Origin of the sequence: Kribbella sp. VKM Ac-2568 (assembly GCF_004345365.1) — a bacterium.
Taxonomy (GTDB): domain Bacteria; phylum Actinomycetota; class Actinomycetes; order Propionibacteriales; family Kribbellaceae; genus Kribbella; species Kribbella orskensis.
The window spans coordinates 237,292-251,843 of sequence record NZ_SLVF01000003.1 but is presented as its reverse complement, the minus strand read 5'-3'; the positions used below and the strand labels follow the sequence as shown (position 1 = coordinate 251,843).

The 14,552-nt window shown below is 67.8% G+C and carries 14 protein-coding genes; 4 read left to right on the top strand and 10 right to left on the bottom strand.

The window, feature by feature from the left end; translation table 11 throughout:
• Positions 1-3: 3 nt before the first annotated feature.
• The 4 genes from EV648_RS08665 to EV648_RS08650 form a co-directional block, all read right to left on the bottom strand.
• The gene (locus tag EV648_RS08665; protein WP_132287395.1) at positions 4-396 is read right to left on the bottom strand and encodes a VOC family protein; all 393 of its coding nucleotides are present in this window, start codon (positions 394-396) and stop codon (positions 4-6) included.
• A complete protein-coding gene (locus EV648_RS08660) occupies positions 396-920 on the bottom strand; it encodes an SRPBCC family protein (RefSeq protein ID WP_241994975.1) in 525 nt (174 codons plus the stop codon). The genes EV648_RS08665 and EV648_RS08660 overlap by 1 nt, the downstream gene beginning before the upstream one ends.
• Positions 917-1,234, bottom strand: a complete 318-nt coding sequence (locus tag EV648_RS08655; protein WP_132287392.1) for a helix-turn-helix transcriptional regulator — start codon at positions 1,232-1,234, stop codon at positions 917-919. Before EV648_RS08655 ends, EV648_RS08660 begins: the two co-directional genes overlap by 4 nt.
• 370 nt (positions 1,235-1,604) lie before the next feature.
• The gene (locus EV648_RS08650; protein ID WP_199234501.1) at positions 1,605-2,279 is read right to left on the bottom strand and encodes an isochorismatase family cysteine hydrolase; all 675 of its coding nucleotides are present in this window, start codon (positions 2,277-2,279) and stop codon (positions 1,605-1,607) included.
• Between the two features lie 427 nt (positions 2,280-2,706).
• Between EV648_RS08650 and EV648_RS08645 the strand changes: the two genes are divergently transcribed.
• A complete protein-coding gene (locus EV648_RS08645; protein WP_132287386.1) occupies positions 2,707-3,366 on the top strand; it encodes a class I SAM-dependent methyltransferase in 660 nt (219 codons plus the stop codon).
• A 243-nt stretch (positions 3,367-3,609) separates the two neighbouring features.
• Here the strand turns inward: EV648_RS08645 and EV648_RS08635 are convergent, their stop codons facing one another.
• A complete protein-coding gene (locus tag EV648_RS08635; RefSeq protein WP_132287383.1) occupies positions 3,610-5,853 on the bottom strand; it encodes an MMPL family transporter in 2,244 nt (747 codons plus the stop codon).
• Between the two features lie 155 nt (positions 5,854-6,008).
• Here EV648_RS08635 and EV648_RS08630 point away from each other — a divergent pair, with 155 nt between their 5' ends.
• Both EV648_RS08630 and EV648_RS08625 read left to right on the top strand, forming a co-directional pair.
• On the top strand, positions 6,009-7,157 hold the full coding sequence (locus tag EV648_RS08630; protein WP_132287380.1) for a sensor histidine kinase: 1,149 nt from the start codon (positions 6,009-6,011) through the stop codon (positions 7,155-7,157).
• A complete protein-coding gene (locus tag EV648_RS08625; RefSeq protein WP_132287377.1) occupies positions 7,154-7,810 on the top strand; it encodes a response regulator transcription factor in 657 nt (218 codons plus the stop codon). Before EV648_RS08630 ends, EV648_RS08625 begins: the two co-directional genes overlap by 4 nt.
• A 1-nt stretch (position 7,811) precedes the next feature.
• Here the strand turns inward: EV648_RS08625 and EV648_RS42520 are convergent, their stop codons facing one another.
• On the bottom strand, positions 7,812-7,949 hold the full coding sequence (locus EV648_RS42520) for a hypothetical protein (protein ID WP_158293944.1): 138 nt from the start codon (positions 7,947-7,949) through the stop codon (positions 7,812-7,814).
• A gap of 116 nt (positions 7,950-8,065) precedes the next feature.
• Between EV648_RS42520 and EV648_RS08620 the strand changes: the two genes are divergently transcribed.
• Positions 8,066-9,016 carry a CHRD domain-containing protein gene (locus EV648_RS08620; protein ID WP_132287374.1) on the top strand — a complete coding sequence of 317 codons (951 nt, stop codon included), beginning with the start codon at positions 8,066-8,068 and terminating at the stop codon, positions 9,014-9,016.
• Between the two features lie 106 nt (positions 9,017-9,122).
• Here EV648_RS08620 and EV648_RS08615 read toward each other — a convergent pair whose 3' ends face one another.
• From EV648_RS08615 to EV648_RS08600, 4 genes are read right to left on the bottom strand one after another with little or no spacing between them, the layout of a single operon-like run.
• Positions 9,123-10,037, bottom strand: coding sequence for a type II secretion system F family protein (locus EV648_RS08615; RefSeq protein ID WP_132287371.1), 915 nt, complete (start codon positions 10,035-10,037; stop codon positions 9,123-9,125).
• 1 nt (position 10,038) lies between these two features.
• On the bottom strand, positions 10,039-11,982 hold the full coding sequence (locus EV648_RS08610) for a VWA domain-containing protein (protein WP_132287368.1): 1,944 nt from the start codon (positions 11,980-11,982) through the stop codon (positions 10,039-10,041).
• Positions 11,979-13,382, bottom strand: a complete 1,404-nt coding sequence (locus EV648_RS08605; protein ID WP_132287365.1) for a CpaF family protein — start codon at positions 13,380-13,382, stop codon at positions 11,979-11,981. Before EV648_RS08605 ends, EV648_RS08610 begins: the two co-directional genes overlap by 4 nt.
• Positions 13,379-14,542 carry an AAA family ATPase gene (locus tag EV648_RS08600; RefSeq protein WP_132287362.1) on the bottom strand — a complete coding sequence of 388 codons (1,164 nt, stop codon included), beginning with the start codon at positions 14,540-14,542 and terminating at the stop codon, positions 13,379-13,381. The genes EV648_RS08605 and EV648_RS08600 overlap by 4 nt, the downstream gene beginning before the upstream one ends.
• Positions 14,543-14,552: the final 10 nt, after the last annotated feature.

Genomic DNA, 14,552 nt, shown 5'->3' with positions numbered 1-14,552 from the left:
CGCCTACTCGTCGGGCTCGTCGTCCACGTGCGGCCCGTCCCAGGTGGACAGGCAGAAGGGATGGCCGGCCGGGTCGGCGTACACCAAGCAGTGGTCGGAGTTCGGCTGGAAGTCGAGCCGGGTGGCGCCAGCAGCGACTGCGCGGGCTCCGGTTGCCTCGAGGTCGTCGACGAAGAAGTCGAGGTGCATCTGCATGGGTACGTCGGCGCCGGGCCACACCGGTGGGCAGAAATCGTCGACCTGCTGGAAGGCGATGAAGCCGTTCGGCCCGGAGACGGTCGCCCAGTGCTCGCTCCCCTTCGTGACGCCGCCGGTGAGCTCGGCGTAGAAAATCGCAAGGGCGAGCGCGTCGGGCGCGTTCACCGTGGTCACGCTGAGTCTGATCTCGTCGGACATCACTCGATCTCCATCGCTTCGTAAGCCGGGGACAACTCGTCCCAGCGCCGGCGCCACGCCGGTGCCGGAGTCTGCTCCGTCCAGCGCTCGGGGTGGGCCCCGGTGTCCTCTGCCAGCGACCGCCCCAGATCCTCCAGATGCGCCTGCCACCCGGCCCCGTGCAAGTACAACTTGTCCACCGGCAGTCCACGCTCCTCGACCACCAGCCTGGTCTGCGATCCCTCCTCGGTCAGCCATGCCTCCATCTGAGACTCATCGTCCGTGCCCGGCTCCATCGTGAGGAGCAGATGATGCGGTCCGTCGCACACCTCGACCCGCCCCGGACCGGTCCAGGTGCTGGTGAAGACAGCATGGATCGTGCCGCCCACCCGCAGGTCGCCCGAGACTTCAGCGAGCCAGCGCGCGAGCCGCTCCGGTGTCGTACATGCCTCCCACAGGTCGTCGATGTCCGTGTCGTAGATGTCCTCGACACGCACCGCGCCGCGGGTCTCGTCAAGCGCCCGCATCGTCCCGATGATGTTCACGTTCGCGCCTTCTTCCCTCGAGCGATCTCTGTATGAAGGGCGTCGAGCCGGCTCTGCCAGAGCACGCGGTACTCCGCGAGCCACTCGTCCACCTCGATGAGCGCCTCCGGACGGAGGCTGTAGATCCGGCGCTGCGCCTCCCGGCGTACGTCGACCAGTCCGGCCTCCCGCAGCACCCGCAGATGCCGGGACACGCCCGGACGAGCGATCGGGATCGCCTCGGCCAACTCTCCCGCGCTCGCCGGATGATCGCGCAGGATGCCCAGGAGCGTTCGCCGGCTCTCGTCCGCCAACGCGTGCAGCACCGCATCCATAGCCCTAACGTAACGGCTCGGGTACGTATCCGCAAGGTTACATACGACTCGTCGATGTGCGGGGTCCGACGTTGTGAGCCGCCCAGGCGGTTCGCCGATGTCCTCAACCGATAGACCGCAGACGCGCGGCAGGGCATCCGCTCGTAGCCGCGTTCCGGGCGGTCATGCCGATGACAACCATCAGCTGGCACACGACTGTCAAGCATCAGCCGTCAGAGGACACCGGCTGACTCGCCTTCTGCCGAGTTGACCTCATATGGATCAAGGGCGCGCCTTCGGCGCGTGCCCCGGCCGTGCGCATGCGCCCTCCGGCCGTTCACCGGCCAGCCCCGCCCTCGGAGTTCTTCACCAGAGCCCAACGGGTGGGATTTCAGGAAGTGAGGAGGGTGAGCACTTCGGCGGTGGGGCGGACGTCGCCGAAGGTGCGGTAGACGGTGTGGAGGGTGGCGTTGAGGTCCTGGTCGCGGCGGGCGGCGTTTGCGTCGGCGACCATCAGGACGCGGTAGCCGAGGGTGCTGGCGTCGCGGGCGGTGGACTCGCAGCAGACGTTCGCCACGGTGCCGGTGATCAGGACGGTGTCGATGCCACGCGCCTCGAGCAGGTCCGGTAGATCGCAGCGGCCTGGGAAGAAGGCGCTCGCTGCCGTCTTCTCCACGATCAGGTCTTCGTCTTGTACGTCGAACTCGCGCCAGACCCGGTCCCGCAGCGGCCCGGTGCCGCCCGATTCGCTGAACATCTTCGCCACGTCTGCCCCGAGGAACTCCTCTGTCACCGCGGTGATCTCGGTTCGTCCCGGCAACATCCACGCGACTGTCCCACCCAGGTCGCGCAGGGTGCCGGCAAGCTCCTGGATGTTCGGCACGATGCCGCGCTCGTAGTCCCCTTCCGCGACGAAGAACGAGACCATGTCGACCACCACCAGCGCGGTACGCTCCGGCACCAGCTCCTGGTAGGCATGCCGCTTCCCGCGCCGCGTCTCCTGCCGCGCGTACTCCCGCGCCTCGATCGTCCACTGGTGCAGTTTGGGAACCACCGTCTCCGTCACTCGCAGCACCCTGCCAGCCTCCACCGACATTGCGTCCGGCGAGCGCCTCACGACTCCGGGAAGACGGTCGAATCGGCCGGCCTATCTGGATGGGGACGCAGGCACTGACTCTGTGTAGATGCACCAACGACAAACCCGCCCTCGATCCCTTGGCGGGAAGAGGACGGGCGTGCGTGCAACCAACGTGCAACATCTAGCGGTGTTTGAGGGGGAGTGGCGGGATATCGCTATCGCCGGGATCCCCGCTCAAATAAGGGTGGTCAGGGGCGGTCTCGAACCGCCGACCTTCCGCTTATCAGTTCGACAGCAGTGTCCTGGGCACGTGGCTGCGCCGTTGTCCGGTAGGCCCCGCCGAGCGGGCTCGGCGGTACCTCGGTGCGCGGATCCGGGGTCAGTGTGTCGGCGGTGTCGTCTAGTCTCCGTGGCCGTGACGGATGCAGCTTTTGTCGCCGCTACGCGGGACTCCTACGACGCACTGGCCGACGAGCACGCCGACGTGGTGGCCTCAGGTCTGGACGACAGGCCCCTCGACCGAGCGCTGTTCGCCGCTTTCGCAGAGCTGGTGCGAGCCGGCGGCAACGGACCCGTCGCCGATGTCGGCTGCGGGCCGGGTCGGGTGACGATCCTGCTTTCCGGGCTGGGGCTGGACGCGTTCGGCATCGACCTGTCGCCCGGGATGCTGGCGCTGGCCCGTCGGACCTACCCGCAGTTGCGGTTCGAGGAGGGGTCGATGCTGGCGCTGGATCTGGCGGACACCTCACTCGGCGGACTGCTTGCCTACTACTCGATCATCCACATCCCGTGGGAGCAGCGACCGCAGGTTTTCGCTGAGTTTCACCGGGTGCTCGCGCCAGGCGGGCTGTTGCTGCTGACCTTCCAAATCGGCGACGAGCGGAGCCAGTACAGCGAGTTCTTGGGAACGTCTGTCTCCCTCGACTTCTACCGACAGCAACCGGACGAGGTCGTCGAGCTGCTGCGCGAAGCAGGCTTCGAGCTGTCGATGACGGCAGTACGCGAGCGTGAGGGCACGGAGAAGACCACACAGGGCTACCTCCTTGCCCGCAAGGCCCCCAGCCTGAATGCTTGACGGCAATGCCGCAGCACCGATGACGGCCGGGCCAGCTGCGGCTCGGCGCGCCGCCGCACATCGTTGAGGCGATCGTGGGCCATGCCGACATCCACGTCACGATGACGATCTACGACCATGCATCCCTGGAAGACCAGCGGAAGGCGCTCGATCAGCTCGCGGAGCTGATTGCCGGGTAGGACTGCGGTACTCGCAGGAGGTTCGGCGGATCTCAGACCGAGATCCACGCTCAAGAAAGGGTGGTCAGGGGCGGTCTGGAACTGCCGACCTTCCGCTTTTCGGTTCGACCGCGGTCCCCGCGCTGTCAGGAAGCACCATTGCCCGGTTGGACTCTCCAGTGGGTCCGGTTGGTCGCCGTCGCCGGCCAATGCGGTCCCGGTTGCGGTCGCCTATGACGCCGACGCCGGTCACCAACCGCCGGTTGAGCCAGGCAGGCATCCACCAGTTCGCGTCGCCCAACAGCATCATCAAGGCCGGTACGAGAACCAGGCGCACGATGGTCGCATCGATGAGGACGGCAGTGGCCAGGCCCAGGCCGAACATCTTGGCCGTTGGGTCGTCGGCAAGGGAGAAGCTGACGAAGACCGCGATCATGATGAGCGCTGCCGAGGTGATCACGCGGCCGGTGGTGGTGATGCCGTGGATGGTCGAGGCGGTGTTGTCACCAGTCCGGACGTACTCCTCCCGGATCCGGGTGAGCAGGAAGACCTCATAGTCCATCGACAGCCCGAACACCACGGCGAACATGAACATCGGGATGAACGGGAGGATCGGGATGGTCGACTCCAGTCCGATCAGGTCCGCGGCCCAACCCCACTGGAAGATCATCACCATGACGCCGAAGGACGCGCCGATGCTGAGCAGGTTCATCACAGCGGCCTTCAGTGGTACGACGACCGACCGGAAGACCACCGTGAGAAGCACGACGGACAACAGGATCACCGCGCCGATGAACCACGGCAGCCGATCGTTGACCTTCGCACCCACATCCGCCAGGGTCGCCGTCTGACCACCGACATGGGCCTTCGCCGGACTGTCCCGCAGTACCGAGGGGAAGACCTCCGCGCGAAGCCGCTCGACCGTTGTCATCGTGGCATCGTCCTGTGGTCCGGTCGTCGGTACGGCGATCAACGTCGCGACGCCCGCCGCGGTATTCACCTGAGGAGGTGCGACCGACGCGATGCCACGATCGGCCCGGACGGCGTTGAACAGGGGTTGTACGACCCTCGGATCTCGAGAGACGTCGACGGCGATCACCAGCGGACCGTTGCTACCGGCACCGAATCCCGCGGCAACCAGGTCGTACGCCCGGCGCTCGGTGCGTTGCACGGGAAGCGCGCCGTCATCGGGCGTACCGACGCGGAGTGCGAGCACGGGTGCGGCCAACGCCAGCAGCAGGACGGTGGCGCCGACGGCGTACGCGGCGGCGTGCTTGGACACGTGCCCCGCCCACCGCTGCCAACCCGAACCAGGGGAGGCCTGCACCCGCCGTACCCGAAGGCGGTTGATCCAGTGCCCGGCCAGACCCAAGAACGCGGGCAGCAAGGTGAGCGAAGCGAGCACCATGGTCAGCACGATCAGCGAGATGGCAATCCCACCGGCGGTCATGAACGGTACGCCGGCCACCACCAGCCCGAGGATCGCGATCACCACTGTGCCGCCGGCGAAGAGCACAGCCTGCCCGGCCGTGGAGACAGCACGCCCGACCGACTCCTCGACATCCATCCCGCGGGTCAGGTTCTCGCGGTGCCGGGTGACGATGATCAGCGCGTAGTCGATGCCCACGCCGAGCCCGATCATGCTGCCGAGTACGGGCGCCCAACTGGGCAGATCGATGAGATAGGTGACCAAGGACAGCGAGCTGACCGCCAGCGCGAGGCCGAACACAGCCATTCCGACCGGCAGCCCCATCGCGATGATCGATCCGAACGCGAGCAGCAGGATGACCATCGCGGCGATCAGCCCGAACGCCTCGCCGAGACCCGCCTGGGCTTCCTCGAACGCATAGAAAAGATCCCCGCCCAGCTCGATCCGCAGCGGCGATTCCACCGCCGTCAGGGTCTTGAGCTGCTCGAGGTCGCTCGGCTCGAGCTTGTCGAGCACCGGGTACTGAAGCCGGACGAGTCCGACCCGGCCGTCGGGCGAGATGACGGGATCGTCCGCCCCCAGCACGTGTGGCAACGAAGCCGCAGTCGAGCGGATCTGCGTCAGCGCAGCCCGCAGCTCGGGTGCGTTGAGCGTCGCCTGCTCGTCGAGCGGAGTCACGACCACCTGCGCGGTCAGCCCGGCCTGATCCGCTCCCGCGGCCGACAGCAGATCGGTCGCGTACTGCGAGTCGACACCAGGTGCTCCGAACGATTCCTCGAGTTTCTTGCCGAAGGCGCCGGATGCCGCGACCACGAGCGCCGCCACCACCAACCACGCCCCGATCACCACCCAGGGCCGACGTGCGGCGTACCGGCCCAGTCTGTACAGATTCGACCTCATCATGGATCCCTTCAGCGAGAGTTGGACTCATCGTGTGGCCGAGGGGCCAGCCCCCACCTCAGGCGATGAGACGGACTTCCCTCGGCCGATCAGCCGGGTCGCGTACCGTACTTTGAGCCGATCCGCTCGGCGCCCGGAGTCCCTACGCTGTGGGCATGGTGAGAAACGCCGTCCGCTCGCTGCTGGCCGAGCCGCGAGCACCCGACCCACCCAAGCGGGTGTGGCGCGACTGGGTGCTCGTCGCCGGCCTGCTGACGGCGGTCGTTCTCGAAGGCGTTCTCCGTGAGGACGTGGTCTGGAGGCCCGTCGCACTGGTGCTCGCCGTGGCAACCGTGTGCGCTCTCCTGTGGCGTCGTATCTACCCGCTGGCCGTGGTGGCCGCCGTGTTCGGCGCCCTGATCGTGGTCAACCTCGTAGCCCTGATCAGTGGAGAAGCGACCTTCGGCCTGTACACGATGATCTGCGTGGTGTTGCTGCCGTACTCACTCGTTCGCTGGGGATCCGGCCGCGAGATCCTCATCGGCCTGGCGTTCATCCTGGTGGCGCTGGTGCTCGGAATCATCAGTGACTTCACCGGGTACGGCGAAGCTGCCGCCGGCAGCATGTTCCTGCTGTTCCCGGCGACAGTCGGGGCCGCGGTCCGCTATTGGTGGTCCGCCCGGGTCCGCGAGCTGGACCAGGTGCGACTCCGGGAGCGCGAGCAGTTGGCCCGGGAGCTGCACGACACGGTCGCTCATCACGTCTCGGCCATCGTCATCCGGGCCCAGGCCGGCCGAGCCGTCGCGGCCACCCGCCCCGAAGCCGCGGTCGATGCGCTCGCCATCATCGAGGCCGAGGGCACGCGTACTCTCGCCGAGATGCGGACGATGGTCGGCGTACTGCGCGATGACGGAACGGCGGCGCTGGCTCCACAACCGGGAGTGGCCGACCTGGAGCGGCTCGCCCGGAGCGTCGGGGACCGGCCGCGGGTCGAGGTCGAGGTGTCGGGCGACCTCGACGACCTCGGACCAGCGGTCGGCGCCGCGATCTATCGCATCGCGCAGGAGTCGATCACGAACGCCGTACGGCACGCTCGGCAGGCAACTCGCATCGACGTTCGGCTGACGTCGTACGACGACTCCGTGCGTCTGACCGTCCGCGACGATGGAGAGGCCACCTCGGCGCCCCGGAACCCGCTCGGGTACGGCTTGGTCGGGATGACCGAGCGGGCCACGCTACTTGGCGGCACGTTCGCCGCGGGACCCGATTCGGACCGGGGCTGGTCCGTCGACGTGGTTCTGCCGCGAACGGCGGTCGGCCGATGACGATCCGCGTACTCGTCGCCGACGATCAGGATCTCGTCCGGACGGGACTCGCGATGATCCTCGATGCGCAACCCGGTATCGAGGTGGTCGGTCAGGCGGCCGACGGTCTGGAAGCAGTCCAGTTCGCCCGCCGGCTGCGGCCCGATGTGTGCCTGCTCGACATCAGGATGCCCGGCCTGGACGGGATCGCGGCGACCCGCGAGCTCGCCGGGCCCGATGTCGACGACCCACTGGCGATCGTGGTGATCACCACCTTCGATCTCGACGAGTATGTGTACGGCGCTCTGAAGGCCGGCGCGCGTGGATTCCTGCTCAAGGATGCCGGCCCCGACCTGCTGGTCCAGGCGATCCACGCCGCCGCCAACGGTGATGCATTGATCGCGCCGAAGATCACCGCACGGCTGCTGGCCGCGTTCTCCGAACCACCGAAGGGCCGCACACCAGTCCAACCGGTCGATCCGCTCACCACTCGCGAGGAACAGGTCCTGATCGCCGCGGCCACCGGCCGGACCAACGCCGAGATCGCCGCGGAGCTGCACATCAGCCTCAGCACCGTGAAGACTCACCTGACCAGCGTGATGGGCAAGGTGGGTGCCCGGAACCGGGTCGAGATCGCCATGTGGGCCTACGAAACCGGCCGCATCAAGCTCTAGGTCACCTCGTGGGTGAGGCGGGTGCGGACTTGAGGCCGGTGATGGCGGCAACCATCGCCGCGTCGAAGCCCGCCTCGACGGTCTCATCCTTCGCCATCAGGCCCCCGCGCGGTACGTGTGCGGCATCGGTTCGGTTCACCTAGGCGGCTGTGAGCTTTGCCTCAGGTTTCGGTTGGGCGCCGGCCGGCAAATCGCCGTACTACCTGACGTGGGCCGTGCACAAGCGTCGGCCGCAGATCCGGAAGGACAATCGTCATGTCTAGCAGCACAAAACGCCGCCTGGCCCGCGGCATCGGCGCCGCTCTCCTCGCGACTGCCGCATCCGCCACACTCGCCATCAGCGCGGCGTCAGCGAACAGCCAGGCGACACCGCCGGCGGGGATCACCGTGCCCGGCGACCCGACCGCAGCCCCCGCCGTCCTGATCGCGAGCCTGGAGGGCCGCAACGAGGTGACGGGCGGCGATCCGGACGGGCGGGCGCTGGAACTCATCGGCATTCAGGGCAACACGCTCAGCTATTCGGTGTCATGGCGCGGAATCGCCACCCCGACCGAGGCAGCCATCCACGCCGCCGGTCGAGGAGCGGACGGCCCTGTCGTCGTGCCTCTGTTCACCACGAGCCGTCCATCGGGTAGCTTCGCCACCGGTAGCGTCACCGTCACCGACCCGACCGTGCTTGCCGCATTGAGGTCCGACCCGAACGGCTTCTACACCGACCTGCGCACCAACGAGTTCCCGAACGGCGCTGTACGTGCCCAGCTACACCAGCTCAGTCACGCGGTCAGCACGACCGGAGTGGCCGCAGTGCAGGAGTCGGTGGTCTTTGGCAGCCAGATCTACGCCTGCACCGTGCAATTCGACGGCTCCTTCGCCTTCACCCAGAACAACGTCGAGGCACGCCTCACCGGCGGCATCCACCACACCTTCGTCCAGCCGGCCGCCGGCCCGCCGCAGTGGCAGGCAGCCGACGGCAGCGCTGTCACCGGCAAGGTCGTCACCAAGAACGCCAACGGCGCGGGCAACATCGCCGAGCTGGACCTCGACGCCACCCAGATCGGCGACTCCTCCGGACTGCTGTCGAACGCCGTCGAGGTGCTTCGCCTCAACACAGTCGGCGGCGTCGCGCCGACCGGCACCTGCGACCCGCACGCCACGCCACTCGTCAACGTCCCGTACCAGGCCGACTACGTGTTCATCAACGGCTAGCCACTGCGATCTGAAGGAGTCGCCACGCGCCCACATCTGACGCGACGCTGGTTCGATCGGCAGGATGGCCTCGACCCCCCGAGCTAGAAGGGGTCGAGGCCATCGTCTAATTCCCGAAGAAGACGTTGATGATGCTGATCACGCCTGGGCCGATGATGACGACGAACATGGACGGGAACAGGCAGAACACCAGCGGGAACAGGATTTTCACCGGCACCTTCTGCGCCTTCTCCTCGGCACGTTGCCTGCGCCGCAGCCGCATCTCCTTCGCCTGTTCACGCAGTACGTCGGCGATGGTGATGCCCAGCTCGCCGGCCTGCACGAGCGCGGACACGAACGACCGCAGCCCGGGCACAGTCGTCCGGTCCGTCATCGCGCGCAGAGCCTGCGAGCGCGACTTGCCGATCTGGATCTCCTGCAGCACCCGGGAGAACTCCGCAGCCAGCGGGCCAGTGGTGTTACGAGCGACCTGCGCCAGCGCCGCGTCGAATCCGAGCCCGGCCTCGACGCAGACCGTGAGCAGGTCGAGCGCGTCGGGCAAGGCCTTCTGGATCTTTTCCTGTCGCTTGATCCCGGCGTTGTACAGCAGGACGTCGGGCAGGAAGAAGCCGACGGCCGCCGCCACGGCAGCGCCCACGATGAGCAGGCCGATCGTCCGAAGCCCGTACAGGCCGCCCAGGCTGCCCAGAATGAACAGCCCGAGGCCCTTTGCCGCCAGGACTCGGTCGGGCGTCAACCCCGACGGGTTGCCGGCCAGGTCGAGCCGGCGCTGCAGCGTCGTACTGATGCCCGAGGGCGACAGGCGTACGGCGACTCCGCGCAGCCAGCCTGGCAGTGCGGCGAACGGATCGCGCTTCGGCTCGACCTCCACCGGTGCGTGCCGCGTGTAGTGACTGTCGATCGTGGCGAGTGCCCGGGCCACGCCACCTTGGGCAGTTCGCGCGGTGATGCTGATGACTGCCATGACGATGGCGAGGCCGAGCGCGGCGACTCCCGCGATCAAGAGCACGGTCGGGTTCATCTCATGCCTCCACCTTGATCAAGACGCGGATCCAGAACGCGCCCACGATGATGAGCCCGACGCAGGTGGCGACCATCATGACGCCGATCGGTGTGGTGAACAGCGGGCTCATGTACTGCGGTTTGCTCAACGTCAGCCACGCACCGAGCGCAATCGGCAGACTGACGATGATGTAGCCGGACAGCCGCCCTTCGGCACTGAGCGCCCGGACGTGGCGGCGGGTCTGTGCGCGTTCGCGCATGGTGTCGACGGTGTTCGTCAGTACCTCGGCCAGGTTGCCGCCGACCTCCCGTTGGATCCGGGTGGCCATCACGACCCAGCGCAGGTCCTCGCAATGCATCCGGTCCGCAACGTGGGTGAGACCGTCCTCGAGATCGACACCGATCCTGGTCTCCGCGAGTGCCCGGGAGAACTCACTCGCGGCCGGTTGCGTGCCGTCGCGTACGGCGGCATCGATGGCCTGCGCCAGCGAGAACCCGGAGCGAAGCGATCCGACGATCAGCTGAAGCACATCGGGGAGTTGTTCGCCGAAGGCCGCGCGGCGGCGCCCGATGCGGATGTTGAGGAAGACATGTTGGGCGAGCCATCCGACGAGAAGTCCGATCGGCAAACTCAGCAGCCCGTTGACGCCTGCGAGCATCAGTGCGACCCCCAGCGCCGCACTGCCGCAGAGGACCAGCAACGCCCACTCGGCGGGCTTGCGCTTCACGTCCGCGAGATCGAGCCGCTTGGCAAGTCCTTGTTCGACGCCACTGGACCGCAGGACCTGGGCGACGAGTCCGACCGCGGTCCGCGCGGAAGCGCCCTCCACCTCACCGGTGTGGTGCTCGTCGCGGCGAGGTCCGTACTGGCTGACCTTCTGGACCAACCGACGCGCAGTGTCTTCCCGGGAGCCCTGCCAGCGCAGTAGTACGACGGCGAGCACCACGATCAAGAAGACGCCGGCCAGCAGCGCGAGAAGCTGCCATGACCAGATGGTCTGGTGCGACCGAGCCGGCTGTACGGCGTTCGTCGGCGCCGGTGGAGGAGTTGGCAGAGTGACCGCGGCAAAGGTCACCATGGTCTTGGCGCTGACCGAACCGATGGCGACCCGCAACATGACGCTGCGGCCGGCCAATGCGTCGGGCACAGTGACGTCGACCTCGGCGCGCGCAGTGAAGTTCCGCGCCACGGCAGCGAAGGCTGCCGTCAGCTCACTGGCGTTCTGCGCGGTCAGTATCCGTCCGCCCGCAGCCGACGCGATCTCCTGTGCCGCGGATGCGTCACCGCTGCCGTACCGGAATGCGACGACGTCAGCCGGGACGCGATCCGCCGCGAGCTGCCTGGTCACCGACGTGAGATTCGCCTTGCTGGACGTGTCGACACCGTCCGACAGCACGACCAGCCTGCGCTGGGCTGACGAGCCGAGGCGGGCGGCATCGAGCGTGGCGACGGCTGCGCGGACAGCGTCGTACAACGCTGTGTCGCCTGTGGCCTGCACGTGAGCCAAGGCGTTACGAACCAGGGTGCGGTTCGTCGTCGGCGTGACCGCGAGACGAGGCCGGTCGGAGAAGGTGAGCAGGCCCGCCTTGACGTCGTTCGGCAGGCTGGCGAGGTAGCTCAGCGCGGCCTGACGCGCCGCAGCAAGCCCCGAGCCGGCCATCGAGCCACTGGTGTCCAGCGCGATGACCACCGCGCGCGGCGGAGCTGCTGTCACGGTCGTGCTGCTCACCGGCGTCACCCGTGCCGGCAGTGAGGTGCTGCCGACCTGGACGCGCACCGACTTCGAGTCCAGCTTTCCTGACACGTTGGCGGTCGTGAGCACGAAGCTGGCATGGCCTTGGCTGACCTGCACAGAGTCGATCCGTGCCGACGGATCGCCGTCCGCGTGCGCGACTCCCGGCACAACCACTGCCAAGCCGAGGGTCACGGCACCCAGCCATCGGATGCGTCGCGCGATCGTCATCGGGAGACCTCTTCCAAGCCGAACATCCGCGGCGGCAGATAGACGCCGCGATCAGCGAGCCGATCGAGGAAGCCCGGGCGCAGGCCGGTCGACCGCAGCGCGCCGCGGAAACTGCCGTGCTCGTCGACGCCCGCGTGGAAGTCGAACTGGAACACGTCCTGGAGGGTGATGACCTCACCCTCCATGCCGGTGACCTCGGTGATGTGCGTGATGCGACGTGTCCCGTCCTTGAGGCGGGCCTGGTGGACGATGAGGTCGAGCGCGGAGGACATCTGCTCGCGGATCGCCCGCTGCGGCAGGTCGACGCCGGCCATCAGCACCATGGTCTCCAGCCGGGACAGCGAGTCGCGTGGCGCGTTGGAGTGCACGGTCGTGATCGAGCCGTCGTGGCCCGTGTTCATGGCTTGCAACATGTCCAGCGCGGCGCCGTCGCGGACCTCACCGATGATGATGCGGTCGGGGCGCATCCGCAGGGAGTTGCGCACCAGTTCGCGGATCGCGATCTCGCCGCGCTTCTCCACGTTCGCCGGACGCGACTCGAGCCGCAGTACGTGCTCCTGCCGCAGCTGTAGCTCGGCGGCGTCCTCGATCGTGACGATGCGTTCGTCATCGGGAATGAACGACGACAGCACGTTCAGCGTCGTCGTCTTGCCGGAGCCGGTGCCGCCGCCGATCAGGACGTTCAACCGGCCCCGCACACACGCCTGCAGCAGTTCCGCGACCGGCCCGGTCAGCGTGCCGAACGAGATCAGATCGTCGACCGTGAAGGGGTCGGCGGCGAACTTCCGGATCGTGAGCAGTGACCCGTCCAGCGCGATCGGCGGTACGACGGCGTTCACCCGGCTGCCGTCGGGCAGACGCGCATCCACCATCGGGCTGGCGTCGTCGACCCGGCGGCCGACTCTGGAGACGATCTTGTCGATGGTGCGACGTAGGTGGCTCTCATCGGTGAACGCCGCGTCGACCGGGAGCAACCGCCCGTCGCGTTCGACGTAGATCTGGTCGTGGCCGTTGACCATGATCTCGGAAACGCCGGCATCGCGCAGATAGGGCTCGAGCGGGCCGTGGCCGAGGATCTCGTCGGCGACCTCCTGCGCGACGCGCGCACGGTCGGCTGCGGTCATCGGGGTGTCGTCGCGCTGCAGTACTGCCTGCAGGGTTTGCGTGACCTGCTGTTCGAGCTCGTGCTGGTCGAGGTGAGCGTCGTACAGCTTGGGCCCCAGGCTCTCCAGCAGACCCTGGTGCACGCTGCGCTTCACGCCGGCGAACGGGTCCGCGTTCCGTGCCGCACGGCGCGGTACGTCGGCCGGCGCCTGCGGACTCGGTGAACTCGAGGAGACCGTCTGGGGCTGTTGCCCAGGGGGTGCCTGACGCCGGGCCAATCGTTCGGACAGGGTCATGATCGCCTCCCCGCAGCACGGCGTGCGAACGCCCTGGACCTCGCCGCAACCGGCCGGTTGAGCAGACGTTCGTGGGCGAACCGGGTGATTGCCTGGCTGACCGGATGAGCCGGGGTCGCGATCACGATCGGGGTGCCCTTGTTGATCGAGATCGGGACGTTGCGGCTCGACGGCACGTGCCCGTTGACGGCACTGCGGACCACGCGCTCGACATCGCCCGAGGTCAGTCCGACCTTCGAATCGGAGCGATTGAGCACCACTGAGCGGATGTCGCGCGAGTAGGACAGCAGGTCGAGCATGTCCAGCGTGATCCGCAGGTTCTTCAGTGCTGGTGTGTCCGGCGTGGTCAGCAGGACATGGTGATCGGAGACGTCCATCGCGGTGAGCACGTGCTCGCTGAACTGCGCCGGCGTATCGACCACGACGAAGTCGAACATCCCACGCAGTACCGTGAGCAGCTCGCCGACCAGCGCGGCGGGAATCTTCTCCGCATCTCCGGGGGTCACCGGCGCCAGCAGCATGTCCAGCCCCGGCCGGTACGACGTGAGCAGCGAGACCGCACCTGTCGTGTCGAGATGGCCGGCCATCGGCAAGGCGTCGCTGATCGTGCGGACCGGGTCGAGCTGAACGCTGATCGCCACGTCACCGAACGAGAGATCAAGGTCCACCAAGCAGACTCGGTTGCCGTCGCCCGCGGACAGCGCCGCGGCCAGGTTGATCGCAATGGTGGTCTTGCCACACCCGCCCTTGGCCGCGAACACCGTAACGATCTTGCCCTGGTGTACCGGTTCCGGCTCGTCGTTGACACGCACCCGGCCCGACAGCGTCCGCGAGCGCTCGCACGCGGCAACCAGTGCCACGGTGTCGCCGGCGGCAACCACTTCCCGCACCCCGGCTCGAAGTGCCTCCGTGAGCAGCGCGACGTCCACGTGCTCGCGGACCAGGATCAGGCCGGTGGCCGGTCGCTCCAACCGCAGCTCCGCGGCGAACCGCAGAGCGTCCCCGGCGTCGGCTTCGGGTCCGACCACGACGAGATCCTCGGCGGGGTCGTGGTTCAAGGCGCGGAGCGCGGCGTCGAGGTCGTCGACCGACCGCACGTCCCCACCGAGGTTCGAGATCAGGTCGTGCGGCGCGGCGGCCGGCTGGCAAAGGATGGTCATCGCGGTGCCC